At 66.4% G+C, this 24286-nt stretch carries 22 protein-coding genes and 1 pseudogene; 8 read left to right on the top strand and 15 right to left on the bottom strand.

What is annotated here, in order from left to right; translation table 11 throughout:
* Positions 1-14 precede the first annotated feature (14 nt).
* Positions 15-227 (top strand): annotated as a pseudogene (locus tag QM693_RS01635) (aldehyde dehydrogenase family protein); the annotation flags it as partial.
* A 268-nt stretch (positions 228-495) separates the two neighbouring features.
* On the opposite strand, the gene QM693_RS01630 reads toward QM693_RS01635, so the two are convergent.
* Both QM693_RS01630 and QM693_RS01625 read right to left on the bottom strand, forming a co-directional pair.
* Complete coding sequence (locus QM693_RS01630; RefSeq protein ID WP_005250101.1) at positions 496-804, bottom strand: antibiotic biosynthesis monooxygenase family protein; 309 nt, start codon at positions 802-804, stop codon at positions 496-498.
* A 120-nt stretch (positions 805-924) separates the two neighbouring features.
* Positions 925-1167 carry a sigma factor-like helix-turn-helix DNA-binding protein gene (locus QM693_RS01625; protein ID WP_283351141.1) on the bottom strand — a complete coding sequence of 81 codons (243 nt, stop codon included), beginning with the start codon at positions 1165-1167 and terminating at the stop codon, positions 925-927.
* A gap of 132 nt (positions 1168-1299) precedes the next feature.
* Between QM693_RS01625 and QM693_RS01620 the strand changes: the two genes are divergently transcribed.
* Positions 1300-2067, top strand: a complete 768-nt coding sequence (locus tag QM693_RS01620) for a hypothetical protein (RefSeq protein ID WP_283351140.1) — start codon at positions 1300-1302, stop codon at positions 2065-2067.
* On the opposite strand, the gene QM693_RS01615 is transcribed toward QM693_RS01620, so the two are convergent.
* From QM693_RS01615 to hppD, 4 genes are all read right to left on the bottom strand, one after another.
* Positions 2040-2444, bottom strand: coding sequence for a DMT family transporter (locus QM693_RS01615; RefSeq protein ID WP_283351139.1), 405 nt, complete (start codon positions 2442-2444; stop codon positions 2040-2042). The genes QM693_RS01620 and QM693_RS01615 overlap by 28 nt on opposite strands.
* A 59-nt stretch (positions 2445-2503) precedes the next feature.
* Positions 2504-4879, bottom strand: coding sequence for an FdhF/YdeP family oxidoreductase (locus tag QM693_RS01610; RefSeq protein WP_283351138.1), 2376 nt, complete (start codon positions 4877-4879; stop codon positions 2504-2506).
* Between the two features lie 14 nt (positions 4880-4893).
* On the bottom strand, positions 4894-6444 hold the full coding sequence (locus QM693_RS01605) for an FAD-dependent oxidoreductase (protein WP_283334392.1): 1551 nt from the start codon (positions 6442-6444) through the stop codon (positions 4894-4896).
* Positions 6445-6545: 101 nt separating this feature from the next.
* Positions 6546-7751: a 4-hydroxyphenylpyruvate dioxygenase gene (gene hppD / locus QM693_RS01600; protein ID WP_283351137.1), complete on the bottom strand. Its 1206-nt coding sequence runs from the start codon at positions 7749-7751 to the stop codon at positions 6546-6548.
* Between the two features lie 180 nt (positions 7752-7931).
* Here hppD and QM693_RS01595 point away from each other — a divergent pair, with 180 nt between their 5' ends.
* The 4 genes from QM693_RS01595 (at position 7932) to QM693_RS01580 (ending at position 12632) form a co-directional block, all read left to right on the top strand.
* On the top strand, positions 7932-8459 hold the full coding sequence (locus QM693_RS01595) for an Lrp/AsnC family transcriptional regulator (protein ID WP_005261973.1): 528 nt from the start codon (positions 7932-7934) through the stop codon (positions 8457-8459).
* A gap of 209 nt (positions 8460-8668) precedes the next feature.
* The gene (locus QM693_RS01590; protein ID WP_283351136.1) at positions 8669-9895 is read left to right on the top strand and encodes a Glu/Leu/Phe/Val dehydrogenase dimerization domain-containing protein; all 1227 of its coding nucleotides are present in this window, start codon (positions 8669-8671) and stop codon (positions 9893-9895) included.
* 15 nt (positions 9896-9910) lie between these two features.
* Positions 9911-11329 carry an amino acid permease gene (locus QM693_RS01585; protein WP_283351135.1) on the top strand — a complete coding sequence of 473 codons (1419 nt, stop codon included), beginning with the start codon at positions 9911-9913 and terminating at the stop codon, positions 11327-11329.
* 133 nt (positions 11330-11462) lie between these two features.
* Positions 11463-12632, top strand: coding sequence for an NADH:flavin oxidoreductase (locus QM693_RS01580; RefSeq protein WP_283351134.1), 1170 nt, complete (start codon positions 11463-11465; stop codon positions 12630-12632).
* Here QM693_RS01580 and QM693_RS01575 read toward each other — a convergent pair whose 3' ends face one another.
* The 3 genes from QM693_RS01575 to QM693_RS01565 form a co-directional block, all read right to left on the bottom strand.
* Complete coding sequence (locus QM693_RS01575; RefSeq protein ID WP_061044740.1) at positions 12633-13121, bottom strand: SRPBCC family protein; 489 nt, start codon at positions 13119-13121, stop codon at positions 12633-12635.
* Positions 13118-13450: an ArsR/SmtB family transcription factor gene (locus QM693_RS01570; protein ID WP_280779613.1), complete on the bottom strand. Its 333-nt coding sequence runs from the start codon at positions 13448-13450 to the stop codon at positions 13118-13120. Before QM693_RS01570 ends, QM693_RS01575 begins: the two co-directional genes overlap by 4 nt.
* Positions 13451-14149: 699 nt before the next feature.
* Positions 14150-15247: a hypothetical protein gene (locus tag QM693_RS01565; RefSeq protein WP_283351133.1), complete on the bottom strand. Its 1098-nt coding sequence runs from the start codon at positions 15245-15247 to the stop codon at positions 14150-14152.
* Between the two features lie 972 nt (positions 15248-16219).
* Here QM693_RS01565 and scpC point away from each other — a divergent pair.
* The gene (scpC, locus tag QM693_RS01560) at positions 16220-17737 is read left to right on the top strand and encodes a succinyl-CoA:acetate CoA-transferase ScpC (protein WP_283334516.1); all 1518 of its coding nucleotides are present in this window, start codon (positions 16220-16222) and stop codon (positions 17735-17737) included.
* Positions 17738-18062: 325 nt separating this feature from the next.
* Here scpC and QM693_RS37740 read toward each other — a convergent pair whose 3' ends face one another.
* From QM693_RS37740 to QM693_RS01535, 5 genes are all read right to left on the bottom strand, one after another.
* Complete coding sequence (locus QM693_RS37740; protein ID WP_502942582.1) at positions 18063-18296, bottom strand: DUF309 domain-containing protein; 234 nt, start codon at positions 18294-18296, stop codon at positions 18063-18065.
* A 140-nt stretch (positions 18297-18436) separates the two neighbouring features.
* Complete coding sequence (locus QM693_RS01550; RefSeq protein WP_283351132.1) at positions 18437-19636, bottom strand: low temperature requirement protein A; 1200 nt, start codon at positions 19634-19636, stop codon at positions 18437-18439.
* A 185-nt stretch (positions 19637-19821) separates the two neighbouring features.
* Positions 19822-20235, bottom strand: a complete 414-nt coding sequence (locus tag QM693_RS01545) for a GlcG/HbpS family heme-binding protein (RefSeq protein WP_283351131.1) — start codon at positions 20233-20235, stop codon at positions 19822-19824.
* The gene (locus tag QM693_RS01540; RefSeq protein ID WP_283351130.1) at positions 20232-20792 is read right to left on the bottom strand and encodes a type 1 glutamine amidotransferase domain-containing protein; all 561 of its coding nucleotides are present in this window, start codon (positions 20790-20792) and stop codon (positions 20232-20234) included. Before QM693_RS01540 ends, QM693_RS01545 begins: the two co-directional genes overlap by 4 nt.
* Positions 20793-20820: 28 nt before the next feature.
* Entirely contained in the window at positions 20821-21960 is a 1140-nt protein-coding gene (locus tag QM693_RS01535) for a glutathione-independent formaldehyde dehydrogenase (protein ID WP_283351129.1), read from the bottom strand.
* Positions 21961-22305: 345 nt separating this feature from the next.
* Here QM693_RS01535 and QM693_RS01530 point away from each other — a divergent pair, with 345 nt between their 5' ends.
* Positions 22306-22602 carry a putative quinol monooxygenase gene (locus QM693_RS01530; RefSeq protein WP_054247999.1) on the top strand — a complete coding sequence of 99 codons (297 nt, stop codon included), beginning with the start codon at positions 22306-22308 and terminating at the stop codon, positions 22600-22602.
* Between the two features lie 444 nt (positions 22603-23046).
* Here the strand turns inward: QM693_RS01530 and QM693_RS01525 are convergent, their stop codons facing one another.
* Positions 23047-24135: a hypothetical protein gene (locus QM693_RS01525; protein WP_283351128.1), complete on the bottom strand. Its 1089-nt coding sequence runs from the start codon at positions 24133-24135 to the stop codon at positions 23047-23049.
* Positions 24136-24286: the final 151 nt, after the last annotated feature.

Raw genomic sequence — 24286 nt, 5'->3', positions numbered from 1 at the left:
TCGGTAAACACGCCACCCAGGACCTCACCCGCACCCTCGACGCCATCGACGACATCGACGTCGGCATCGTGCACATCAACTCCGAATCCGCCGGCGCGGACCCCCACGTCCCGTTCGGCGGCGCAAAGAAGAGCGGATACGGTCCGAAGGAGCAGGGCCGCTCGGCGCGGGAGTTCTTCACCCACACCACCATGGTGAACCTGCGGGGCGGGCAGGCGACGATATGAGAATTGGCAGCCTTGGCGTCCATGCCGTTGCGCATGCCAACGCATGGATGGCGGTGTAGCAGCGTCACATTCCGGACACGAGTTCGTGAGGGACGGAACTCCTTTTCACTTCGTCGAACATTCAACGGAGCATGCTTCGACGAATCCGGATATGCACCGCCGAACCGAAAGTCCGGCACAACCGGATCCCTGGTGGTCCGGGCGCGGCTCGATCAGCACGCCCGGACCACACGTGCCCTGTTCCAGCCGGTAGCTACCGACACCTCGATCAGTCTTCTTCAGTCGCAGTGTTCTGGACCACCTCGAACCAGGTGGAATCCATCTGGCCGGCTTCAAGTCCCACGAGCTCGTCGCGAGTCGCGCGGAAGGCTTCGTCATGATGCCAGGCCGACCAGTCTTCTCTCGTTTCCCACACACCGACGATGGCGCGCTCGAGTGGCTCGTCGACCCCCTTGAGAAGCTGCGCTGATATCCACCCCGGCTTTTCACGCGCCGCAGCAACCCGCTCATGCATTGCGCCGTCCCATCGCTCGGCTCCCTCCTCGCGAAGCACAACTCTGGTGATGATTGTCATCATTGTGGCTCTCCTTTCCGACCCTCCTCAGAATGAACCTGTGGGTCGGCAAACTCCACGAATGCGGCGGCACGCCGCCGAGACGACGTGAAAGGGCAGCACCGCGGGATCTCGCAGCGGCGATCAGTGCCATCCGCCCGCCGGCCCCTCGCCGCGCACTGTCCCGGCGGCGAGGTGCCGCCGGAGGAGGTTGAGCGCCGCGTGCTGGAGGAGGAGCACGGCCTCAACGTTCGTCCCGAGAATGCGCGCCACCTCGACGGCCGGGAGGCGGTGCGCGAGCCGGAGTCGCAGCACCGTCCGGTGGCGGTCGGGGAGGGTGTCCATCAGGGTGACGGCCCCGGCTGCCTCCTCGTCGTCGATTGTCACGACAGGCCTTTCTCTCGGATCGCACCACTGTCGCCGACCCGATGTCCCAGGTGGAAGGGACCGGCGTCCCGATCGTCCGGGATCCTGCCGACACGGCTCCGACGGCCCGCCCGACGCTTTACGCTGAACGGCATGGGCGCTCTTCGCGCGGAGTGGATCAGAATCTGGCGCAACCCGGCAGACACCCTGGCGACCGTTGCGTTCAATGCCGTCCTGATGATCGGGGCCTGGTTCCTGCTGCCCCGGAACTGGTTGTTCGAGTGGACCGGACCGTCGGGTTTCGCTCTGGCCCTCGCCGGCTGGATGTACGCCGACGTCACCGCCACCAACGTGCTGGCACCGGACCGTGAGCGGGTTCTCGCCGCACTCGACGACGGGGCCGCGCTGGGTGCGTTGCTCGCCGCGAAGGCGGTGGCGCTGTGGATGCTGATCGCGCCGATCTGCGCGACCATCGCGGTCGCCGTGGGTTTCGTCGAGCAGGACTGGCTGTTCACGGCGGTGGTGGTCGTCGCGGTGGCGCTGTGTCCGTTCGGTGCACTCGCCGGGTCGAGTCTCGTCGGTGTGTTCTTCCCCTACCACCAGCGGTCGCTGCGGTGGCGGTGGGAGCAACGCGACCGCTGGCACACCGTCGTCGTCCGATGGCTGATCCTGCTGGTGGTGCCGTACGGGGTGTTCCCGGCGTTCTCCGTTGCGATCGCCGTCGTCCCGGTCGTGCTGTGGCGCCTCATGCGACCCGCCGATGTGCACACGCGGATCGGCACCGCGGACTTCGCGCTGTGCGTCGTCCTCGCCGTCGTCGTCTCCGCGCTGATGTGGGTGGTGGCGCGTCGAATCGCCGTGTCGCGCATACAACGCCACGAACCGTTGGTGGCCTACCTGCGCGATCGGGACAGGGGCTGAGCCGGATCCGTGCCCGCGTCCTCCACGACGGCGGCGCCGCGCGCCAGCGCCACCGCGGCCATGATGACCGCGATCAGGGCGACGACGAGGACGGCGGTCACCTTCCGGTCGGCGTCGAGGTATTCGCCGAGCAGCGACGCCACGAGTGGTTCCATCACAGTGGTCGCGGGCAGCGACGCCTGCAGCGCTCCGACCTGAAAGGCCGACTGCTGCAGCGCGACCGCGGCGGCTCCCACCACGACGAGCGCGTACAACTCGAGCGAGCTGAACAGCGGCCTCGGCCCCTCACCGGCGAGGTGCACCACACCCTTCGTGGTAAGTGCAGAATGTCCGGTTCGCCCGGCGACGTGAGTGCCGACGCGTAGCCCCGCACACATCGCCACTCACCTGCGCAGGTGAGTGGGAAAGCGTGCCGGGACACACGATGCCACTCACGTCAGGAGAGGTGCTTCGGCTGGGGGGTCGACTTGTGGAATCGGTCCGATCCGACCTCGTCCTGGCTCGCCTCCGGTGGGAATTCGGCGCTGTATTTGCCGGCGTGTTCCAGGGAGACGATGACGGACTTCGACGTGGGACAGTTGCTGCCGGCCGCCGTGGAATCGAGCGGGACGAGCGGGTTGGTCTCCGGGTAGTAGGCGGCGGCCGAACCCCGGGGCGTGTCGTATTCGACGATCCGGAAATCGTGGGCGCAGCGGACGCGGTCGTCTTCTGCCCAGTGAGTGAAGAGGTCGACCATGTCCCCGTCGTCGAATCCGAGGGCGGCGATGTCGTCGCGGTGCAGGAAGATCACGCGGCGTCCCCCTTCGATTCCGCGGTAGCGGTCGCTGAGCCCGTAGATCGTGGTGTTGAACTGGTCGTGGCTGCGGATCGTCTGCAGGATCACGTGCCGCGGGGGCACCTGCAGCACCTCGATCGGGGACACCGCGAATTCGGCGCGCCCCGAGTGGGTGGGGAACGTGCGGGAATCGCGCGGCGGGTGCGGCAGGACGAACCCGCCCGGCCGGCGGACGTTGACCTCGTACCCCTCACAGCCGGGCACCACCCGCGAGATGTGCAGGCGGATGTTCGCGTAGTCGTCCCGCATCTTCTTCCACTCGAGACCGTAGCGGTCGCCGATCGTGGCCTCCGCGATGCGGGTGACGATCCCCACCTCCGAATCGAGGTGCGGGCTGGCCGGTTTCAATGGACCACGGGAGGCGTGGACCGAACACGTCGAGTCCTCGACCGAGATGAATTGCGGCCCGCCGGCCTGGACGTCCTGCTCGGTGCGGCCTTTCGTCGGCAGGATCAGGGCGGTGTCACCGCACACGAGATGCGAGCGGTTGATCTTCGTCGAGATGTGGACGGTCATCCGGGTCTTGCGCAGTGCGGCGGCGGTGACGTCGGTGTCCGGGGCGGCCTGGACGAAGTTGCCGCCCAGCCCGAGGAAGAAGTGCGCCTTGCCGTCACGCATCGCCCGGATGGAATCGACGGTGTCGTACCCGTTCTCGCGGGGCGGATCGAAGTCGAACTCCTTCGCGAGCGCGTCCAGGAAGTGCCGCGGCGGACGCTCCCAGATCCCCATCGTGCGGTCGCCCTGCACGTTCGAGTGCCCGCGCACAGGCAGCAGCCCGGCACCGGGTTTGCCGATGTTTCCCTGAGCGAGAGCGATATTGGTGACTTCCTTGATGATCGCCACCGAGTTGTGGTGCTGGGTGAGTCCCATCGCCCAGCAGAACACGGTGGCGTCGGAATCCCGCAGGAGCCGGGCCGCGTCGGTGATCTGTTCCCGCGACAGCCCGGTCGTGCGGGTGACGACGTCCCAGTCGATGTCGGTGACGTGCTGCTTCCACAGCTCGAATCCGATCGTGTGCTGGTCGATGAACTCCTGATCGAGGGCATCCCATTCGACGAGCAGTGAGCCGAACGCCTGGAGCAGCGCGAGGTCGCCGTTCAGTGCGATAGGCAGGTGTATGTCGGACAAGTCGGTGCCCGGGCCCACCATGCCGCGGGGCGTCTGCGGATTCTTGAAGTTGACCAGGCCCGCCTCACGGAGCGGGTTGATCGAGAGGATCTGCGCACCGTTCTGCTTGGCCTTCTCCAGCGCCGACAACATCCGCGGATGATTGGTACCCGGATTCTGGCCCTGCAGCACAATGAGTTTCGCCTGATAGACGTCGTCCATCGTGACGCTGGCCTTGCCGATGCCGATCGACTCCTGCAGCGCGATGCTGGTCGATTCGTGACACATGTTGGAACAGTCGGGCAGATTGTTCGTCCCGAACGCGCGGACGAACAGCTGGTACGCGAACGCCGCCTCGTTGGACGCCCGGCCGGACGTGTAGAAGATCGCCTCGTCCGGACTGTCCAGGGCGTTCAGCTGATCCCCGATCAGGGTGAAGGCCTCGTCCCATTCGATGGGCTCGTAGTGCGTTCCGCCGGGCCGCTTCACCATCGGATGCGTGATCCGGCCCTGCTGACCCAGCCAGTGCTCGCTGTGACAGTCGAGCTCGGCGATACTGTGGCGGGCGAAGAATTCGGGTGTCGCGCGGTCGCGGGTGGCCTCTTCTGCCACCGCCTTGGCGCCGTTCTCACAGAACTCCGCGGCGTGCCGGTGGCCCGGCTCCGGATCGGGCCACGCACAGCTCATGCAATCGAACCCCTCGGCCTGGTTCAGTTGCAGCAACGTCTCGGCCGTACGGACCACGCCCATGTGCTCGAGCGCGCGCTTCATCGACACCGCGACAGCGGTCGGGCCTGCCGCGTGGTCCTTCGGGGGCCCGACCTCGAGATCGGCCTCGTCGTAGTCCCGTTCCTCGTCCTTGTGTCGCATCGTTCAGCCTTTCCTCAGGACGACCTCCCCACCAGTCGACCGAGATAGTCGATGACGTCGTCGGCCGCGGTGGCCGCGGCGGTGAGCGCGACGTACCCGTCGGGGCGCACCACCACCAGCGTGCCACCGTGTGCCCCGTATGCGCTGCGCGCCAAACCGCGGTCGTCGACGACGTCCACGCCGGGACCTCGGGAATCGCCCACCACCACGTACGTCACGTCGTCGGGCGCGTCTTCCGCCAGGGTCTGCAGGATGTGCCGGGAGCCGCCGCCGAACCCGAGGACCGTGAAGTGCGTCCCCCGGAACACGTCGAACAGCCGCAGCGGCGTGCCGTCGGGGCTCAGGCAGGGCGCGTCGGGTGCGCGATCTCCGGCGCGCAGACCCGTCGTCGCGTCCCCGTCCCGCGACAGCGAACTCCACGGGTAGCCCAGACCGAGTTGCTGACCGTCCTCGGTCACCGCGCCCGCAAACCCCTCGGAGTCCTCGCGCCCGAGGTTCGAGGCCACCTTCTGCAGTCCCGCGCTGCTCACCCCGAGCGTCCAGCGCGCGAGCGGCAAGCGTTCCTCCTGGTACGTGTCGAGGAGAGACGGGTCCGCGGAGCCGGCCAGGGCGAGAGCCAGCTTCCACCCGAGGTTGTAGGCGTCCTGGATTCCCGTGTTCATCCCGAGCCCACCGGACGGCGGATGAACGTGGGCCGCATCCCCGGCCAGGAACACCCGACCGTCGCGGAAGCGGTCCACCATCCGCACGTTCACATGCCAGGTGGACAGCCACGTCGGTTCGGACAATCGCACGCCGGGGCCGCAGGCGATGTCGTCGAGAACCCGCTGGAAGTACTCGAGCGACGGTTCGGGCAGGTTGCCTTCCTCGTCGAAGTCCGCGAACGGCACGCCCTGGAACTGCCAGGAGTTGATTCCACGGAACGGGCACAACGCGACGAACCCCCGCTCGGGGTGCGTCCACTGGTACCAGCGATCGGGGACCAGGCCGTCGACGGACACGTCGCCGAGGAGCATGCCCTCGATGCCGCCCGTCCCCGCGAACGTCACCCCGAGCGCCTTGCGCACCGCGCTGCGCCCGCCGTCGCAGCCGATAAGGTAGCGCGCCATGACGGTCCCGCCGCCAGCGAGCCGGACGGTCACCTTGTCGGTGGTCTGCTCGAAGCCGACCACCTCGACACCGCGCTCCACGTCGATCCCGAACTCCGACAGTCTTTCTCGCAGGATCTGCTCGGTCCGCCACTGCGGGATCATCAGACCGCCGTCGTAGGGCCGATCGGGCGTGGGGCTCAGGTCCGCGTGCGGGTCGCTGTCGCGCACCACCTGGCCGCGCACCGCGACCCGGCTGGGCAGGTGCCGGAACCCCGCCTCGACGATCTCGTCGACGATGCCGAGATCGTCCATCACTTCCTGGCTGCGCGCGGTCAATCCCTTTCCCCGCGAACCCGCGAACGGCTCGGGCGACTTGTCGAGGATCCGCACCTCCACACCCCGACGCGCCAGTTCCAGCGCGAGCGTGAGCCCGGTCGGACCGGCACCGGCCACCACTGCCTCGGTAGGGCTCATGGCGTCATCGTATTCGGGACGGCACCGATCGCGCGGGAAAGTCGCTGCACAATCGTCGACGAAGGTTCGCCCTCACCGGTCTCGCGGAGTGATCCTCTCGCTCAGAAGTTTCCGCGGGCGGCTTGTTCGCGTTCGATGGCTTCGAAGAGGGCTTTGAAGTTGCCGATGCCGAAGCCGAGGGAGCCGTGGCGTTCGATGAGTTCGAAGAACACGGTGGGCCGGTCGACGAGGGGTTTGGTGAAGATCTGCAGCAGGTAGCCGTCCTCGTCGCGGTCGACGAGGATGCCGCGTTTCTGCAGTTCGGCGATCGGGGCGCGGACGTTGCCGATCCGGGCCCGCAGGTCGGGGTCCTCGTAGTAGGAGTCGGGGGTGGCCAGGAATTCGACGCCCTCGGCGGTCAGCTGGTCGACGGCGGTGAGGATGTCATTGGTGGCCAGCGCCAGGTGCTGGGCGCCGGGGCCGCGGTAGAAGTCGAGGTATTCGTCGATCTGCGAGCGTTTCTTGGCGAGGGCGGGTTCGTTGAGGGGGAACTTGACCCGGTGGTTGCCGTTGGAGACGACCTTGCTCATCAGGGCGGAGTAGTCGGTGGCGATGTCCTCGCCGACGAACTCGGCCATGTTCGTAAAGCCCATGACCCGGTTGTAGAAGTCGACCCAGTGGTCCATCTTGCCGAGTTCGACGTTGCCGACGACGTGGTCGAGGGCCTGGAACAGGCGCTTGGGTGCCCCGTCCCGTTTGGTGTGCGACGACGCCCGCTCGACGTAGCCGGGCAGGTAGGGGCCGGTGTAGTTGCTGCGGTCGACGAGGGTGTGGCGGGTGTCGCCGTAGGTGGCGATCGCGGCGAGGCGGACGGTGCCGTGCTCGTCGGTCACCTCGTGCGGTTCGTCGAGGACGGTGGCGCCCTGGGCGCGGGCGTGGGCGATGCACTTGTCGACGTCGGGGACGGCGAGGGCGATGTCGACGACGCCGTCGCCGTGGGTGCGGTGGTGCTCGATCAGGGGGCTGTCCGGGTTCACGGCGCCTTTGATGACGAAGCGGACGGCGCCGGATTCGAGGACGAAACTGTGGTGGTCGCGGTTGCCGGTGGTGGGTCCGGAGTAGGCGACCAGGGTCATCCCGAACGCGGACTGGAAGTAGTGGGCGGTCTGGGTGGCGTTGCCGACCACCCAGACGACGGCGTCCCAGCCGCTGACCGGGAACGGGTCGCGGGTGCCGTCGTACTCGACGAGCCCGACCAGTTGCTCGAGCTGGCCGAGGTCGAGACCTGCCAGGCGTTCCTTGTCGGTGAGAGTCTGCTCGATCGTCATCGCTGTCTTCCTGGTTCGAGGGACGGGGTGTGGCTTGTTGCCTGGGTCACTACGAAAACCCACCCCGCCCACATAGGCAACCGGGCCAGCAGAAGCTAGCCACAGTGCCATCTTCGGCGACCCCGGAACCACTTTTCTTATACAGTCGGACTAGTTGAATCCGCCCGGAGAGGTCTGGCCATGAAGGACGCAGTGCAGTTGGACGAGCTCGACTTCGCCCTTCTCGACGCCATGCACGACGACCCGAAGGCCGGCGTGCTGGAGCTGTCGCGCCGGATCAAGGTCGCGCGGGCCACCGTTCAGGCGCGGGTGCGCAAACTCGAGGAGTCGGGCGTGATCGCCGGGTACGAGCCGCGTCTCGACATCGCGGCCGCGGGGTTCGACGTGCAGGCGTTCGTCACGCTGGAGACGGCGCAGGGCGCGCTCGACTCCGTGACGTCGGAACTTGAGTCGATTCCCGGCGTGCTCGAGGCCTTCGCGACCACCGGTTCGGGCGACATCCTGTGCCGCATCGCGGCGGGTTCCCACCTCGGGCTGCAGCAGACGCTGATCGATCTGAACAAGTCGAGCGTCGTCGCCCGGTCCACCAGCGTGATGGTGCTGTCGGTGATCGTCCCGTACCGGTCGATGCCTCTCCTGCGGACCCTCGACCGGCCGCGCTCAGCGAAGGCCCCGGCCTACCGCACAGCTTCCTCGGAACCGGATTAGCAACACGATCATCGGCTCTGCTGCACAAACTGAATAGAAAATCCTGGAACTTCTTTCTCGGTGATGTTCATCGTGGCTATGTGCCGCCCGGCCGGTTGCGGCGCACGAGTGGTGCCCGACACAGTGATCGCCGTAACAGCGCGGGCAGCGGTCGGGAACACCGACCGGGTCGCCCCGAGCCCCCGGCAGTCGAGAAACCGAGAGAAGCCATGAAGAATCTGCTCACCCGATTCGAAGAGAAGGCCCCCGAGATCGTCTTCGAGTGGCACGACACGGAGACCTCCGCACGCGGATGGACGGTGATCAACTCGCTGCGTGGCGGCGCTGCCGGCGGCGGCACCCGGATGCGTCGCGGTCTCGACCGGCGCGAGGTGGAGTCGCTCGCGAAGACCATGGAGGTCAAGTTCACCGTCTCGGGTCCGGCGATCGGCGGCGCGAAGTCGGGCATCGACTTCGACCCGACCGACCCGCGCAAGGACGAGGTGCTGCGACGCTGGTTCAAGGCCGTGACCCCGCTCCTCAAGGCGTACTACGGCACCGGCGGCGACCTGAACGTCGACGAGATGGCCGAGGTCGTGCCGATCACCGAGAGCTACGGCCTGTGGCATCCGCAGGAAGGTGTCGTCAACGGGCACTTCGCGGCCAGCGATCGTGAGCGGGTCCAGCGGGTCGGACAGCTGCGCCTGGGTGTCGCGAAGGTCGTCGAGGATGCGCGGTTCACTCCCGATCCGCACGCGAAGTACACGGTGTCCGACCTGATCACGGGCTGGGGTGTCGCCGAATCGGTGCGGCACTACTACCGGGTCTACGGCGGCGAACTGGCCGGCAAGCGCGTGATCATGCAGGGCTGGGGCAACGTCGGCGCCACCGCCGCGTACTACCTGGCGCAGTCCGGGGCCCGGATCGTCGGCATCCTCGACCGCAACGGTGGGCTGTCGAACACCGACGGCTACGACTTCGAGCAGATCCGCGCCCTGTTCCTGGCCAAGGAGGGCAACGAACTGCGCGCGGCAGGCACGGTGCCGTTCGAGGAGATCAACGAGACGATCTGGAGTTCCGGCGCCGAGATCTTCCTCCCCTGCGCCGCATCACGTCTCGTGACCCGCGACCAGGTGGACCGGCTGATCGCCGGTGGCCTGGAGGTGGTGGCGAGCGGCGCCAACGTGCCGTTCGCGGACGACGAGATCTTCTACGGCCCCATCTACGAGTACGCCGACAAGAGTGTGGCGGTCGTCCCCGACTTCATCGCCAACTGCGGTATGGCCCGGGCGTTCGCGCTGCTGATGGAGGGCGACATCGATGTGTCGGACGAGGCGATCTTCGGTGACGTCTCCGCCACCGTTGCGACGGCGCTCGAGCGGTGCTTCGCGCGATCGTCGCAGCCGACCGGAATCGCCGGTACCGCCTTCGAGATCGCACTCGATCAGCTCGTCTGACGGCCGGGAGCCCCCATGAACACCGTGCACGACCCACCGAAATCCTCTGGCCTGCAGCAGGCGATGAAACCACGCCAGCTGGTGATGATGAGCCTGGGCGGCGCGATCGGCGCCGGACTGTTCGTCGGCTCCGGTGCCGGCATCGCCGTCGCCGGGCCCGCCGTGCTCGTCTCCTTCCTCATCGCCGGATTCCTCGTCGTCCTCGTGATGCGGATGATGGGCGAGATGGTGGCCGCCGACCCCGACAGCGGCGCGTTCTCCGTCCACGCCGAGAACGCGATGGGCCCGGTCGCCGGCCGGACGATCGGCTGGCTCTACTGGGTGCAGGTCGTCATCGTGGTGGCCGCGGAAGCGACCGCGGCGGCGGCGATCACCGCCGCCTCCATACCCGCAGTGCCGCAATGGCTGGCAGCCCTCGCGTACATGAGTGTGCTGACCGCCGTGAACCTGGCGGGCGTCTCCCGTTTCGGCGAGTTCGAATTCTGGTTCGCCGCACTGAAGATCGTCGCGATCGTCGCGTTCCTGGCGGTCGGTTCCGCGATGATCCTCGGCTGGATTCCCAGCTTCGACGCGCCCGGCCTGTCGAACCTCACCGGTCACGGCGGGTTCGCCCCCAACGGTGTCACCGGCATCGCGGCCGGCCTGCTGATCGTGGTCTTCGCGTTCGGCGGCACCGAGGTGATGGCCATCGCGGCCGCCGAGACGTCGGAACCGCGACGCAACGTGAGCCGGGCGGTGCGGTCCATCGTGTGGCGGATCCTGGTGTTCTACGTCGGTTCCGTCCTCATCATGGTGGCGGTGCTGCCGTGGACCGCCGACGAACTCGCGACGGGACCGTTCGTCGCGGTCCTGAACGCCGCGCACGTGCCCGGAGCCGGCGCCGTCATGACCGTCGTCGTGGTCATCGCATTGCTGTCGTCGCTGAACGCCATGCTGTTCAGTGGCTCCCGGATGATCTACTCGCTGTCCGAGCGTGGGGCGGCGGCGAAGGTGTTCGGCCGGGTGTCGGGCAACGGCGTTCCCCGCGTGGCGGTGCTGGCGTCGGTGACGTTCGGGTTCGTCACCGTCGTCCTCAACTACCTCGCCCCGGATCGTGTTCTGCCGCTGCTGCTCAACGCGGTTGGCTCGACGATCCTGGTGCTCTGGACGTTCGTCACCGTCTCGCAGATCGTGTTGCGGCGGCGCGCCGAGAAGTCGGGCCGGACGGATCTGCCGCTGAAGATGTGGGGCTTCCCGTATCTGTCGTACGTCGCCCTCGCGCTGCTGGCCGCGGTCGCGGTGCTGGCGTTGTTCGACGACGCGGCACGCAACCAGCTGTTCGCGACGCTCACGTTCACGTGTGCGATCACACTGGCCTGCTGGGTGCTCGGACGCAGGCAACGCGGTGCGGCCGCCGACTCCACGCCGGAGAAGACGCCCGAGACCGTCGGCTGAGACGACACCCGCGGTCTCACGGATGTCGAGGGGTCATCCGTGGGGCCGCGGTGGTCTCCCGCTCAGCGGACACGTTCCGGTCGCCGAACCCTCCCGCCGCCTACCGTCGAACGCACACGACGAAGGGCCGGGAATGACCACACATCCAGACGTTTTCACCCCGGCCACGCTGGGCCCCATCACGTTACGCAATCGGGTCATCAAGTCGGCCACGTTCGAGGGCCGCACTCCCGAAGCGCTGGTCACCGACGAACTGATCGAATTCCACCGCCGACCCGCGGCGGGTGGGGTCGGGATGTCGACGGTGGCCTACTGCGCCGTGGCACCGGAGGGTCGCACCGAACGCGGGCAGTTGTGGATGCGCCCGGACGCCGTGCCCGGGCTGCGCAGGCTCACCGACGCCATCCACGCCGAGGGTGCGGCCGCATCCGCCCAACTCGGGCACGCCGGACCCGTCGCGAACGAGAAGTCCACCGGACTGCCGGCGCTCGCACCCTCTAGGTCGTTCAACCCGCTCAGCATGCGGATGATCCGCAGCGCCACCACCGCAGACATCACCCGGATCACCGCCGCCCACGGAACCGCGGCGCGGCTCGCCGTCGAGTCCGGACTCGACGCCGTCGAGATCCACTTCGGCCACAACTACTTCGCCAGTGCGTTTCTCAGCCCGAAGCTGAACCGTCGCACCGATTCCTACGGCGGATCACTCGAGAACCGGGCCCGGGTGGTGCGGGGCGTCGCCCGGACCGTGCGCGACGCCGTCGGCGGCCGGGTCGCGATCCTCGCCAAGCTGAACATGGACGACGGCGTCCCCGGCGGGTTCTGGCTCGACGAGGCCATCCAGGTGGCCGGACTGCTGGAGCACGACGGCAGCGTCGACGCCCTCGAACTCACTATGGGCAGTTCACTTCTCAACCCGATGTACCTGTTCAAGGGTGACGCGCCGGTGCGGGAGTTCGCGGCCGCCATGCCGCAGCCGGTCCGCCTCGGCGTGCAACTGCTCGGGAAGTCGATGATCCACGCCTACCCGTACCGCGACCTGTTCATGCTCGAGCACGCACGCCAGATCCGTGCGGCGGTGACCTTGCCGCTCGTCTTGCTCGGCGGAGTCACCGACCGGGCGGGAATGGACACCGCCATGGCCGAGGGCTTCGAATTCGTCGCCATGGCCCGGGCGCTGCTGCGCGAACCCGACCTGGTGAACCGCATCCGGTCCGAGTCCCGCACCCAGTCGTTGTGCATCCACTGCAACAAGTGCATGCCCACCATCTTCAGCGGAGCGCGCTGCGTGCTCGTCGAGTGATCACCAGCTCGTCTGCGCCAGGACCGCATCCAGCGCCGCGTAGCTCTCGTTCATGCCACTTTCCATACCGGACTGCAGCATGCCGTCGCGCTCTTCGGGAGTGTGGAACTGACTGACCACGGACAGCTTGGTGCGTCCGTCGCCGAGGTCGGTGTAGGTGTTGTTCTCGACGATGACGTGGCCGGGCATGCCGTCCCACTCGAACGTGTACACCAGGCGCTCTTCCGGGGTGATCTCCCGGAATCTGCCCTCGAAGCCGTGGGTTTCGCCGTCCGAATGTTCGACGAAGCGCCAGTGCCCGCCGCGCTCGAATTCCCAGCGTTCGAGGTCGAGTTCGTTTCCGCGGCCCCACCACTGGGCGAGCAGTTCCGGTCTCGTGAATGCGGCCCACACGCGGTCGCGGGGAGCGTTGAAGATGCGTTCGACGTGGATCTCCCGGTCCGTCGGCGTCGAGACGGTCGCGGTCGTGGGGGTCTGCGAGGTGCTCATGACGTGCCTTCCGTTCGATTGAGGAATTCGTCCAGACGGTCCAGGCGCCCTTCGAGCGACAGCTGGTAGTCGCGGATCCAGGCCACCTCACGCTCGAGGGAATTGGTCCCCAACATGCAGTACCGCACCCGGCCACGTTTCTCGGTCACGACCATCCCCGCCTCTTCGAGCAGTCGCACGTGTTTCTTGATGCCGGTGAGCGTCATCTCGAAGAGTTCGGCCAGGTCACTGATCGAGCAGGCGCCCTCGCCGAGCCGACGGAGGATCCCACGTCGCGTGGGGTCTGCCAGTGCGGCGAACGTGGCGTCGAGAATCGGATACTGAACCATCAAGTTCAGTGTTGCACGCGCGTGGCGCTCCGTCAACGGTTTTCGGTACGAATCGGTAGCGATCCGGACACCCGCGTGCCGCAGAGGTGGACGTCCGAATCCGTCGGTGCACGTTCGCGCCGGAGAGAGGCGGGAATGACATCACGCACCCTTCCTCACGGCCCGATGAGGTGTTCACCCATGGGCCCGTTGCGCTCACCTGGGGGCCCGCGGTCCGACTCGGACGCGGTGTTCTCACCCAGCGAGGGTGCCGTGCTGGAACGGTATCCGGGCAGGTAGTCCAAGTCGGACAGGGTGATCGTGCGCCGGCACCCGCTGGGGCTTTCGGTGTGCAGGAGGTCGTCGGCATACGCTACGGCGCGCGCATCGAGATAGGTAGAGAGCGGCGCTGTTGGTGCGTGCTGTCCTTCGGTGTCGCGTCGCTGGCGAGCCTCGTCGGCACCGGAGCATCGATCGACCATCGCCTGCGCGCGCTTACCTCAGTGCCGCTTGGGGCCTGTCCTTCGGCGGAGCTGCCAGCCTGCTGCAGATCGCAATGTCGCGCGCCGCCGGCACCGCTGTCGATTCCGCTCATCGGTCATGGTCACCAGTGCCATCTTTGTTCCTGGACGCCACAACGCCTTCCCGCCTTGCACACCCATGACGGACGCTGACCACAAGGCTCACTGGACGCCGGGTTGTACGCTTCGCGGGCTGGGATCATCCCGCCTCGTTCGACCGCCTCCGCGTCTCCTCGAAGCGCTCCCGCTGCCGGACCCCGTACGCCGCCTCCTTGACGGCGGCGTCGTCCTCGAGACCCGACCCGAGCGCCCCACCGATGGTCGCAATGGACGCCAGCAACCAGGTGAGCGTCAGGTAATCAAAGAAGTTCACCCCGTGCCCGAGAACACGGGACAACAGTTCCGGGGGAAGAGTCAGACACGCGGTGAACAGCAGCAGGCAGAACAGCGCCACGTGCAGCACCACGACGCCGATGACCAGGGTGACCACGGTCGCGGTGTTGTACAGCACCGAACGATCACGCTCCTCCGGCGACTTCGGCCGCTCCCACAGTTCGTGATCGAGGATCAGCCACAGAATCATCGCCACGATCGACAGGACCGTCGCCGCACTCATACGCCATGGGCCCATCGTGTCCGCGAACAACCAGATCGTGTTGGTGGCCAGCGCGATCGCACCCGTGGCGAACGCGCCGACGAGCACCTTCGACAGTCCCGTGACCAGTCGCCACGGCCGGTTCGCTCGCACCATCCCCGACAGCAGTCGCAGTCGCCGCAGTCCCGCGGGCGCGAAGTACCGGATGCCGTCCTCAATCTGCGCAGACGGGAACCGTCGCGCCCCGCCGGGGGGCTTGAGTTCCGGTTCCCCGAGGATGCGGGCGATCGCGAGTTCGGTGACGGTGCGGACGCGGCGCTCGATGTTGACGCCGCCCACTCCGGCGACGGAGATGAGCGCGAATTTGTGGTCGGCGCTGACGTCGGCCACCACGGGCAGGGTGTCCTCGCGTCGCGGCAGATCGGTGAGGTACACGACGATGTCCTCCTCTTCGGAGGACGGATCGACTGTGTCGATGACATCAGCGAAGTCTGCTTGCTCGTCGGGCAGGTACGGTTTGCGGCGCACGCACGTCGTCCACCGACGCCCGACCCGGTCAGAGCTGCGCAGGCGTTCCGGCAGGTACTCCGCAATGCGTTCGGCAACAGCCGCAGGTTTGCCCGGATCCGCGATGAACAGCACCGAGGCCTGCTCACCCGCAGCACCGGAGCGCCCTTCCTGCAAATGCTCGTTCGCCTTCACCGCCTTCGCGTACCCGCTCGGTCTGCCCCCAAACCCCAGTCAGTGGGTGCGAGTCGATCACGGCGCGCCCCGCTGTCCGTGTGCCAGTGCAACGATGTATGGGGCCCACCTGTGCATCTGTTCCGCAGTCGCCGTTCAGGCCACAAATCAGCTCCTGACGTATTAGTGGATCTGAAAGCCTTTGAACGGCCATCTCCCGGAGGGTTTCTCCGATCGACAACCGGCCGTCATATCGAGGCCGTGGAGCCGTCCAAACAGCTCGAGAAATTCGGCTCGATGCAGGATAGCGTGGACAAGCTCATGAGCCACAGCAAAAAAACATTGCCCACGCACCAACATATCGCCCTGTTCCCATTGCCCGCGGCATGGATCGAGAATCAAAATCACCGAGGCTGCGCAACGTCATACGAAACAGGGATTTATAAATGTCCGAATCAAATACCTTACCGGCCAGGGGAAGACGTTCCGAGAACACCTTGGAGATATGTGGCGGTCGCCAGCTCTGGAGGGCAATTCAGAAGCACCATGGGCCGGGCCGCTGTCCCGAATATGTCAATCAGATGCTGATCGAAGACTTCTTGAACGGCCGCCGCGGTCCAACGAGTAGGGAGGGAGTTCCCAGTACGTCGTGGCATGTTCCAGCCCAATCGCCGGCCAGGTCGTAACGAGGACCACCGCCGTCGGCAGCAGGAATCGAGACCTGTCGGCGTCATGATCGCCCGGCCCGCTCACGGAAGCGCCCGGGCAGTGACCAGGATCACGATTCGACGCGCATTCGGGCGCGATTCGGCGGGCGACCTCGCGGAGCCGACGAGCGGCGGGTCCGCCGCGACGAACGGTCGAGGACGGGGGACAGTGGTGAACACCGGATGTGATCCGGTGAACATCACGATCTTTCGGGGTGGTCGCGTCACGTCGTCCACTCCTACACTGGCCGCCGTGAGCCTCCAGATCAGTGATCCCGCATCCCCGGTGCAGTCGAGCCGGATTCGACACTCGGCGTTCCAGCAGAAGGTGACGTCGGCGGAGGAAGCGGTGAAGGCCATCGGTCCGGGTGACACCGTTGCTGTCAGCGGTTTCGCCAGTGCCGGGACACCCAAGGCGGTCATCCCGGCCTTGGCCGACCGGATTCACGCCGCCCGCGCGGCCGGCGCGAATTTCACCATCGACCTGCTTACCGGGGCGTCCGTGTCGACGGAGACCGAGAGGATGCTCACTGAGATCGACGGAATCGCCCTGCGGATGCCCTACCAGGCGGAATCCACGGCGCGTCAGAAGATCAACCAGGGGCGGATGGATTACGTCGACATCCACCTCTCACACGTGGCCCAGCAGGTGTGGGAGGGCTACTACGGCGTGGTAAACGTCGCGGTCGTCGAGGTTTCCGGCATCACCGAGACCGGCGAGCTGATCCCCTCCGCGTCGGTCGGAAACAACAAGACGTGGCTCGACGTCGCGGAGAAAGTCATTCTCGAGGTCAACTCGTGGGTCCCGGACGCGATGGACGGTATCCACGACATCTACTACGGCACAGCTCTGCCCCCGCACCGCCGGCCGATCGAACTCACAGACGTCGAGGACCGCATCGGGCAACCGCATTACCGGGTAGACCCGGCCAAGGTTGTTGCGGTGGTGGAAACAAATGCCCCCGACAGTGCGAGCGCGCTGACCGCTCCCGATGCGGTCAGCGAGGCGATCGCTGCCCACGTGCTGGACTTCTTCGACCACGAGGTGAGGCGTGGCCGGCTCCCGGAGAACACCCTGCTGCCACTGCAGGCTGGCGTCGGAAACGTGGCCAATGCCGTACTCGGCGGCCTCGATCGCGGCCCGTATCGGGGTTTGACCTGCTATTCCGAGGTCATCCAGGACGGGATGCTGCACTTGATCAAGCACGGCACCGTCCGGTTCGCGTCGGCTACCGCGCTGGCACTCTCGGAGGCGGGGATCGAGGAGTTGACCTCCAACATCGACTTCTACCGGCAGCACATCCGGCTCCGTCCGCAAGAAATCAGCAACCACCCCGAAGTGGTCCGCCGATTGGGAATCATCGCGATGAACGGGATGCTGGAGGCCGACGTCTACGGGAACGTCAATTCGACGCACGTGATGGGCACCAAGATCATGAACGGCATCGGCGGATCCGGGGACTTCGCGCGCAACGGGTACCTGTCGATGTTCCTCAGCCCGTCCACAGCGAAGAACGGGGCGATCTCGTCGATCGTCCCGATGACCCCGCACGTCGACCACACCGAGCACGACACCCAGGTACTGGTCACCGAGCAGGGCCTTGCCGACTTGCGGGGGTTGTCGCCGCGTCGTCGGGCACGAGTGATCATCGAGCGCTGCGCGCATCCGGAATTCCGGCCGCTGCTCACCGACTACGTCGAGCGGGCGACGGCAACTGTGGGAGCCGGCCAGACGCCGCACCTGCTCGGGGAGGCGTTCTCGTTCCACCAGCGGTACCTGGAGTCCGGCTCGATGCGACTCTAGGACGGTGGATCTTCCGGGGCTCGTCCGCGAAGGCGAGGCGAGGCGAGGCGATCTGGGACCTGGTGGGCCCGATCGCCGAGGAAATCTGTCGGACTCGAAGTAGCGGATCTACCACACATCGGACTGAGCCGCGGACACAATAGAGAGGTGAGCGAGGACCGAGTCCGAGGAGATGGAGCAGGCTGCTCGCGCGGTCCGAGCATCCAGCCGAAGGCCTATGTGACGTGACCTTGTCGGGTGCGGCCAGCGACGAGATCGGCGCTCCCGTGGTGATCGAGTTCTTGTATTCCGTCTACGGTTCCCCCGGCGCATCGCTGATACTCGTCTACCGCGGCCGCGTCGACCCACCAGCCGAGAGCAGCGACGGGTGGCGACATTTCAGGGCCGTCAGCGCGGCGGCTATCGACCAAACCTGCGACGTCGATGGCGTACGGCGCGGCCAGTTCGTAGTGGGCAGGACGGCCGATGCCCGGCGAAGCAGGGCGATCGCGCCCTCCACATTGCCGCGCCGGACGTGGGTGATGCCGACCATGAGCTGGTCCAGGCCTTGCCACAGCATCCGCTCGTCGTCCGGACAGTTCTTCCCAGCGGCCTCGAGCACCTCGTGCGCGTCGAATGCCAGACGAGAGGGTGGGCCGGCGCGAGCTCGAGATCATCCGGGATACGCGGAATGCCCGTACTACGTCAGCGGAGTCGTTCTCACCGTACGGCTCCCGCTATGCCGGTGCCTATCTGCGGGCGCCGCCACAGCTCCCATGCGAGTCGCAGGACTCCGATCGCGGTAAGAACGGTCAGCGTCAAGACGGCGGGGACGGAAGTCGCCACCGGAAAAACTAGGAGGGCCGCGACGGCGGTGAGGAGCCGATCGACGGTGAGCTGATGATGGTCACGCCATCGGTAGGCCACCTCGGCGGCGTAGAACTGTGCCACCCCACCGGTGAGGGCGAGGGCGGCCAGCGGCGCCAGCGGCTCGTCGATGTGTTCCACCGAAACCCGTGCCCCGAGGGCGAAGAAGACGATCCCCGCGACGAGCGGAAGGTGCAGGTAGCTGTAGGCGTCGCGCGCCAACCGTACCCGATCGACACTGGGTGTTCGCCGCATCCGTTCTTCGGCGCCGGCAGTGAGGCCGAAGTAGGTCCACCACAGGGTGGCCGAGATCAGCACCCCGAGAACCACAGCGCCGAGAACAGCGGGACGACGCAGGTTTTCGGTTGCCCCCGCCCCTAGCGCGATGATTGTCTCGCCCAGCGCGATGATGATGACCGAACCGTGGCGCTCGATGAAATACGAAGGTACGACCCGAAGTCCGCTGATTCCCGCTATCAGGGGACTGCCGAAGTCGACCGCCGCCGCCGCGACCCACAGCAACTCACGGTAGGGGGAGGCCACAAAAGCAGCGGCAACGATCACGGCCGGCCCGACGAGCAGGCCCGGCGCCAGTCGGCGGATCGCCGACGCCAATCCATCCTCGTCTCGGGATGACGCGGCGAGGAAAATACCGACGTTGATGAGGCGGACGGCGAGCAATGCGAGCCCGAAAACGAGGGCCCCGGTGGTGAATGCGGTCGGCAGTGCGATCGCAGCGATGAGCATCGCCGCCATCGCGACGATGATCAAAGTCTTGTGCGTCACCCGCGCCGTTTCGAATGTGTTGGTCAGCCAGGCGTAGCACACCCACGCCCACCACAGGGCGAGCAACGCGAGCACACCCCGGCCGAAACCCTGCCAGGAGATGTCACTGAGCATCAGGTGTGTGACCTGTGACATCGCGTACACGAAGGTGAGGTCGAAGAACAACTCCAGGTTGCCCACCGACCGCCTATCAGACTCCTGCGATCCGTCGGTGTCGGGCTCGCGGCCGGCGGATCCCCCGGCGGCGTTGCCGTCGTCGACCGTCATCGTCGACCAGTGGTCATGATCATCGCCCGTTGCTATTCACCAGTGATGTTGTTCTCCGATACACCTTCTCGGGGGTGATCCGCACCAGCAGTGCGCCTCCTTTCCGACCGCTTCGGCGCTCACATCCGCGACGTCGCCCTGTCGATGTCGCACTGTCGCAGTTCCCTGACGACGCAGTTCACTGCTCACAGCGCCGCCACGGCCGCCTCGACGACGGTCTTGTCCTGCTCCCCGGTGCCGCCGCTGACGCCGACCGCCCCGACGACCTGGCCGTTGTGCCGCAGCGGCACACCGCCAGTGAAGATCATGATGCGCCCACCGTTGGACACGTGTATCCCGTAGAACTGCTCGCCCGGACCCGCGTCGGCCGCGAGGTCCTCGGTCGAGATGTCCAGCGCCCGCGCGGTGAACGCCTTGCTGATCGAGATGTCGATGCTGGCGATCCAGGCACCGTCCATCCGCACGTGGGCTACGAGGTTGCCGCCGGCATCGACCACCGCAATGTTCGACGGCGACTCGATCTCGTCAGCTTTGGCCTGCCCGGCGGCGATCACCCGCTGCGCATCGTCGAGGGACACCGAAGTCTGGTTCACTGTCATGACGCACCCGTCCGGGGCTTCGCGAACTGCGCGACGATGGCCTGACAGAACGCGGGGAGGTCGTCGGGCGAGCGGCTCGAGATCAGGTTCCCGTCGATCGCGACCTCTTCGTCGACGACGTCGGCGCCGGCGTTGCGCAGGTCGGTCCGCAGACTCGGGTATGAGGTGAGCGTTCTGCCTTTGGCCGCACCGGCTTCGACGAGGGTCCAGGGACCGTGGCAGATTACCCCGACCGGCTTTCCCGAGCCGACGAAGTCGCGCACGAACGACACCGCCGCCTCCTCGATTCGCAGCTTGTCCGGGTTCACCGTGCCGCCCGGCAGCAGCAGGGCATCGTAGTCGTCGACCGCAACATCGGACACGGCCCGATCTACCGTGAACGTGCCGGCCGCGTCGAGGTCGTTGTTGCGTGCCTGGATTTCGCCGGTTTTCGGCGACAGCAGCTCCGTGTGCCCACCGGCTTGGTGCACCGCGTCGCGGGGTCGCTCGAGTTCGACTCTTTCGACCCCGTCGGCAGCAAGTATCGCGATCCGCTTGCCCTGCAGTGTCATTGCCATCGTTGTGCTCCTCTCGGTCCGGGCCGCCTCACGGATGCATTACGACCTTGGTCCATCCGTCGTCGCGGGCATCGAAATGCTGGTAGCCGGACTCGGCCTCGGCCAGTGGCAGTTCGTGGGAGACGATCCAGGACGGCTTGGCACGGCCCTGGTGGATCAGGTCGCGCAGCTGCCGGTTGTAGTGCTTGACGTTGGCCTGCCCGGTTCCGACCTTCTGCCCCTTGAACCAGAATTTGCCCATGTCGAAGGCGATCTTGCCGTGGCGTTCGAGTTCGTCGGGGCCGTTTCGGTCCTGGGGCAGGAAGATGCCGACCACCCCGATGTGGCCGGTGAAGCGCACCGAGTCGACGAGCCGGTTCATCGTCATCGCGGCGTCCTCGTGACCCTGCGGGTCGTGCGCCTGATACCCGACGCACTCACAACCCTTGTCGGCACCCTGCCCGCGGGTCTGTTCCAGGACCTGCTCGACCGGGTCGCCCTTCGAATCGTCGATCGGAATGACGCCGATCTCCTCGGCGAGCTTGAGCCGGTCCGGATGCCGGTCGACGATCATCACCTTGCTCGCGCCCTGGATCATCGCCGAATACGCCGCCATCAACCCGACCGGCCCGGCCCCGTACACCACCATCGAATCGCCGGGCCGCATGTCCGCGAGGCGGGTGCAGTGCCAGCCGGTGGGAAAGATGTCGGAGAGCATCACGTAGTCGGTTTCCTTGTCCTGGGCATCCTCGGGCAGCCGCAGACAGTTGAAGTCGCCGAACGGCACCCGCAGATACTCCGCCTGCCCGCCCCAGAACGGGCCCATCCCGGCGAACCCGTATGCGGCGCCGGCCATCTTCGGATCCGGGTGCACCGTCAGGCAGAACGCGGTCAATCCTTCCTCGCAGTTTCGGCAGAAACCGCAGCCGATGTTGAACGGCAGGCACACCCGATCCCCGGGTGAGACCTTGACCACCGCATTGCCCACCTCGGCGACGATCCCCAAGTTTTCGTGACCGAGGACCATCCCGGGCTCCAGATCGGTGCGGCCCTCATACATGTGGAGATCCGACCCGCAAATGTTGGTGCTGGTGATCTTTACCAGCACATCGGTCGGCTGCTCAATCCTCGCATCGGGCACATCCTTCACATGAACCTCACGTGGCCCGTCGTACACAAGCGCTTTCATCTCGACTCCCTGATGCTGCGTTTTCCGGTGGATCCCGGCCCGGCGGCCACAGGCGGTTACGTGTGAGCGACCGAATGAATCGTGCTGCTGGGGCAGACGCGACAGCGAACGGAACTGAAAGCAAAACCAAAACTTTTGCGCGCCACCATGTTTCGCGTCACAGCCGACAACAGCGGGTGCATTCCAGGCGTCGCATTCCGTCCACCATGGAGTCTCCTCTTCCGGCTCCACGATTACTAGGGGTGAGATCGGTTTCCTTGATTTGTGGGCTCGCGGGCTTCTTCCCTTTACCGGTCGATGGTGTGATGCTGGACCATGTCCACCACCTCGAACAGGAGACCCGACATGGCCACCAAGGCGCTGCTGGTCCGACTCGAAGCCAAACCCGGCAAGGAAAACGCGGTCGAGGAATTCCTCCGATCCGCGCTGCCGCTCGTCGAGCAGGAGCCCGGCACGAAGCCTTGGTTGGCGGTACGGTTCGGTCCCTCGACGTTCGGCATCATCGACGCATTCCCCGACGAGGCCGCCCGTGAAACACATCTCAATGGGCCGGTCGGCAAGGCCCTCGGTGAACGCGCCGACGAACTCTTCGCTGCGCCGCCCGAAATCAGCAACCTCGACGTGCTCGCCGACAAGCTCTGAACCACCGACTGGAAACAGCCCGCCCGCAAGCTCGACAGAACCGACATCACCCACGCGGACCCGAACCGAGACACGCGAGTCCGCCCAACCTGTCGAATCTTGGTGCACAACGACGAGGCGAGCGCAGCCTGATCCGTCACCGGGCCCCACCAAACTCCACGGAACTCGGGACATCCTCCGCGACCACCATGCTCACCTGGGTCAAAGAACGCTCGGTGTTCTCAACGTCGTGTAAGTGCATGATTCTCACGAACTTGCCGGAATCCGCATCCCGGTCGCTATCCCGTAAGGCGATCGGTCACCGGACGCGCCAAGGCCGGCCGTCGGGCGCCCTCGCCGATTGAGTTTAAAAGGCGATCGATTCCGGTGATGGATCGGTCGACGGTATATCGCAAACTTCGTCAGCGTTCGCGAGTTGGGTCGCGGGTTCGTAGGCCGCGATCATCACGCCTCGTTCGACTGACTCTGGGTCTCCTCGATGCGCTGCCGCTGCCGGAACCCGTACGCCGCCTCCTTGACGGCGGCGTCGTCCTCGAGACCCGACCCGAGCGCCCCACCGATGGTGGCGATGGACGCCAGCAGCCAGGTGAGCGTGAGGTAGTCGGAGAAGTTCACCGCGCGCCCGAGAACGGGGGACAGCAGTTCCGGGGGAAGAGCGAGGCACGTGGTGAACAGCAGCAGGCAGAACAGGGCCACGTGGAGGATGACGACGCCGATGACCAGGGTGGCCACGGTCGCGGTGTTGTACAGCACCGAACGATCGCGTTCCGTCGGCGACTTCGGCCGCTCCCACAGTTCGTGATCGAGGATCAGCCACAGAACCATCGCCACGATCGACAGGACCGTCGCCGCACTCATACGCCATGGGCCCATCGTGTCGGCGAACAACCAGATCGTCTCGGTGGCCAGGGCGATCGCACCCGTGGCGAACGCGCCGACGAGCACCTTCGACAGTCCGGTGACCAGTCGCCACGGCCGGTTGACCCGCACCATCCCCGACAGCAGTCGCAGTCGCCGCAGTCCCGAGGGCGCGAAGTACCGGATACCGTCCTCAATCTGCACACACGGGAACCGTCGCGCCGCACCGGGTGGCATGAGTTCCGGCTCCCCGAGGATGCGGGCGATCGCGAGTTCGGTGACGGTGCGGACGCGGCGCTCGATGTTGACGCCGCCCACTCCGGCGACGGAGATGAGCGCGAATTTGTGGTCGGCGCTGACGTCGGCCACCACGGGCAGGGTGTCCTCGCGTCGCGGCAGATCGGTGAGGTACACGACGATGTCCTCCGCTTCGGAGGACGGATCGACTGTGTCGATCACATCTGCGAAGTCTGCTTGCTCGTCGGGGAGGTACGGTTTTCGGCGCACGCACGTCGTCCACCGACGCTCGGGGCGATCACGGCTTCGCAAGCGTTGCGGCAGGTACTCCGCGATACGTTCCGCGAGAGCCGCAGGCGTGCCCGGATCCGCGATGAACAGCACCGAGACCTGCTCACCGGCCGCACTGGATTGCCCTCCCTGCAGATGCTCGTTCACGCCTTCGCATACCCGCCCGGTCTGCCCCCAAACTCCAGGCAGTGGCTGCGAGTCGATCACGGCGCCGCCGCGGATCTCCGCCGCCTCTGTCCCGTAGACACCACGAGCGGCCGAGGACGCACCGTCGACACGACTACAACCGGCTAGCCAA

Origin of the sequence: Rhodococcus sp. IEGM 1305 (assembly GCF_030058635.1) — a bacterium.
Classification (GTDB): domain Bacteria; phylum Actinomycetota; class Actinomycetes; order Mycobacteriales; family Mycobacteriaceae; genus Rhodococcus_F; species Rhodococcus_F opacus_D.
Note: the sequence above shows the minus strand (reverse complement) of the source record. Positions and strands in the feature narration are given on the sequence as shown.

Coding starts and splice junctions, on each gene's coding strand:
- QM693_RS01615 (WP_283351139.1), bottom strand. CDS start 2,444: ATGTGTGCGGGGCTACGCGTCGGCACTCACGTCGCCGGGCGAACCGGA.
- QM693_RS01545 (WP_283351131.1), bottom strand. CDS start 20,235: ATGACAGTGAACCAGACTTCGGTGTCCCTCGACGATGCGCAGCGGGTG.
- QM693_RS01620 (WP_283351140.1), top strand. CDS start 1,300: ATGGGCGCTCTTCGCGCGGAGTGGATCAGAATCTGGCGCAACCCGGCA.
- QM693_RS01630 (WP_005250101.1), bottom strand. CDS start 804: ATGATGACAATCATCACCAGAGTTGTGCTTCGCGAGGAGGGAGCCGAG.
- QM693_RS01610 (WP_283351138.1), bottom strand. CDS start 4,879: ATGCGACACAAGGACGAGGAACGGGACTACGACGAGGCCGATCTCGAG.
- QM693_RS01605 (WP_283334392.1), bottom strand. CDS start 6,444: ATGAGCCCTACCGAGGCAGTGGTGGCCGGTGCCGGTCCGACCGGGCTC.
- QM693_RS37740 (WP_502942582.1), bottom strand. CDS start 18,296: ATGCTGTGGCAAGGCCTGGACCAGCTCATGGTCGGCATCACCCACGTC.
- hppD (WP_283351137.1), bottom strand. CDS start 7,751: ATGACGATCGAGCAGACTCTCACCGACAAGGAACGCCTGGCAGGTCTC.
- QM693_RS01570 (WP_280779613.1), bottom strand. CDS start 13,450: ATGGTTCAGTATCCGATTCTCGACGCCACGTTCGCCGCACTGGCAGAC.
- QM693_RS01595 (WP_005261973.1), top strand. CDS start 7,932: ATGAAGGACGCAGTGCAGTTGGACGAGCTCGACTTCGCCCTTCTCGAC.
- QM693_RS01585 (WP_283351135.1), top strand. CDS start 9,911: ATGAACACCGTGCACGACCCACCGAAATCCTCTGGCCTGCAGCAGGCG.
- QM693_RS01550 (WP_283351132.1), bottom strand. CDS start 19,636: ATGACGGTCGACGACGGCAACGCCGCCGGGGGATCCGCCGGCCGCGAG.
- QM693_RS01535 (WP_283351129.1), bottom strand. CDS start 21,960: ATGAAAGCGCTTGTGTACGACGGGCCACGTGAGGTTCATGTGAAGGAT.
- QM693_RS01530 (WP_054247999.1), top strand. CDS start 22,306: ATGGCCACCAAGGCGCTGCTGGTCCGACTCGAAGCCAAACCCGGCAAG.
- QM693_RS01590 (WP_283351136.1), top strand. CDS start 8,669: ATGAAGAATCTGCTCACCCGATTCGAAGAGAAGGCCCCCGAGATCGTC.
- QM693_RS01575 (WP_061044740.1), bottom strand. CDS start 13,121: ATGAGCACCTCGCAGACCCCCACGACCGCGACCGTCTCGACGCCGACG.
- QM693_RS01540 (WP_283351130.1), bottom strand. CDS start 20,792: ATGGCAATGACACTGCAGGGCAAGCGGATCGCGATACTTGCTGCCGAC.
- QM693_RS01580 (WP_283351134.1), top strand. CDS start 11,463: ATGACCACACATCCAGACGTTTTCACCCCGGCCACGCTGGGCCCCATC.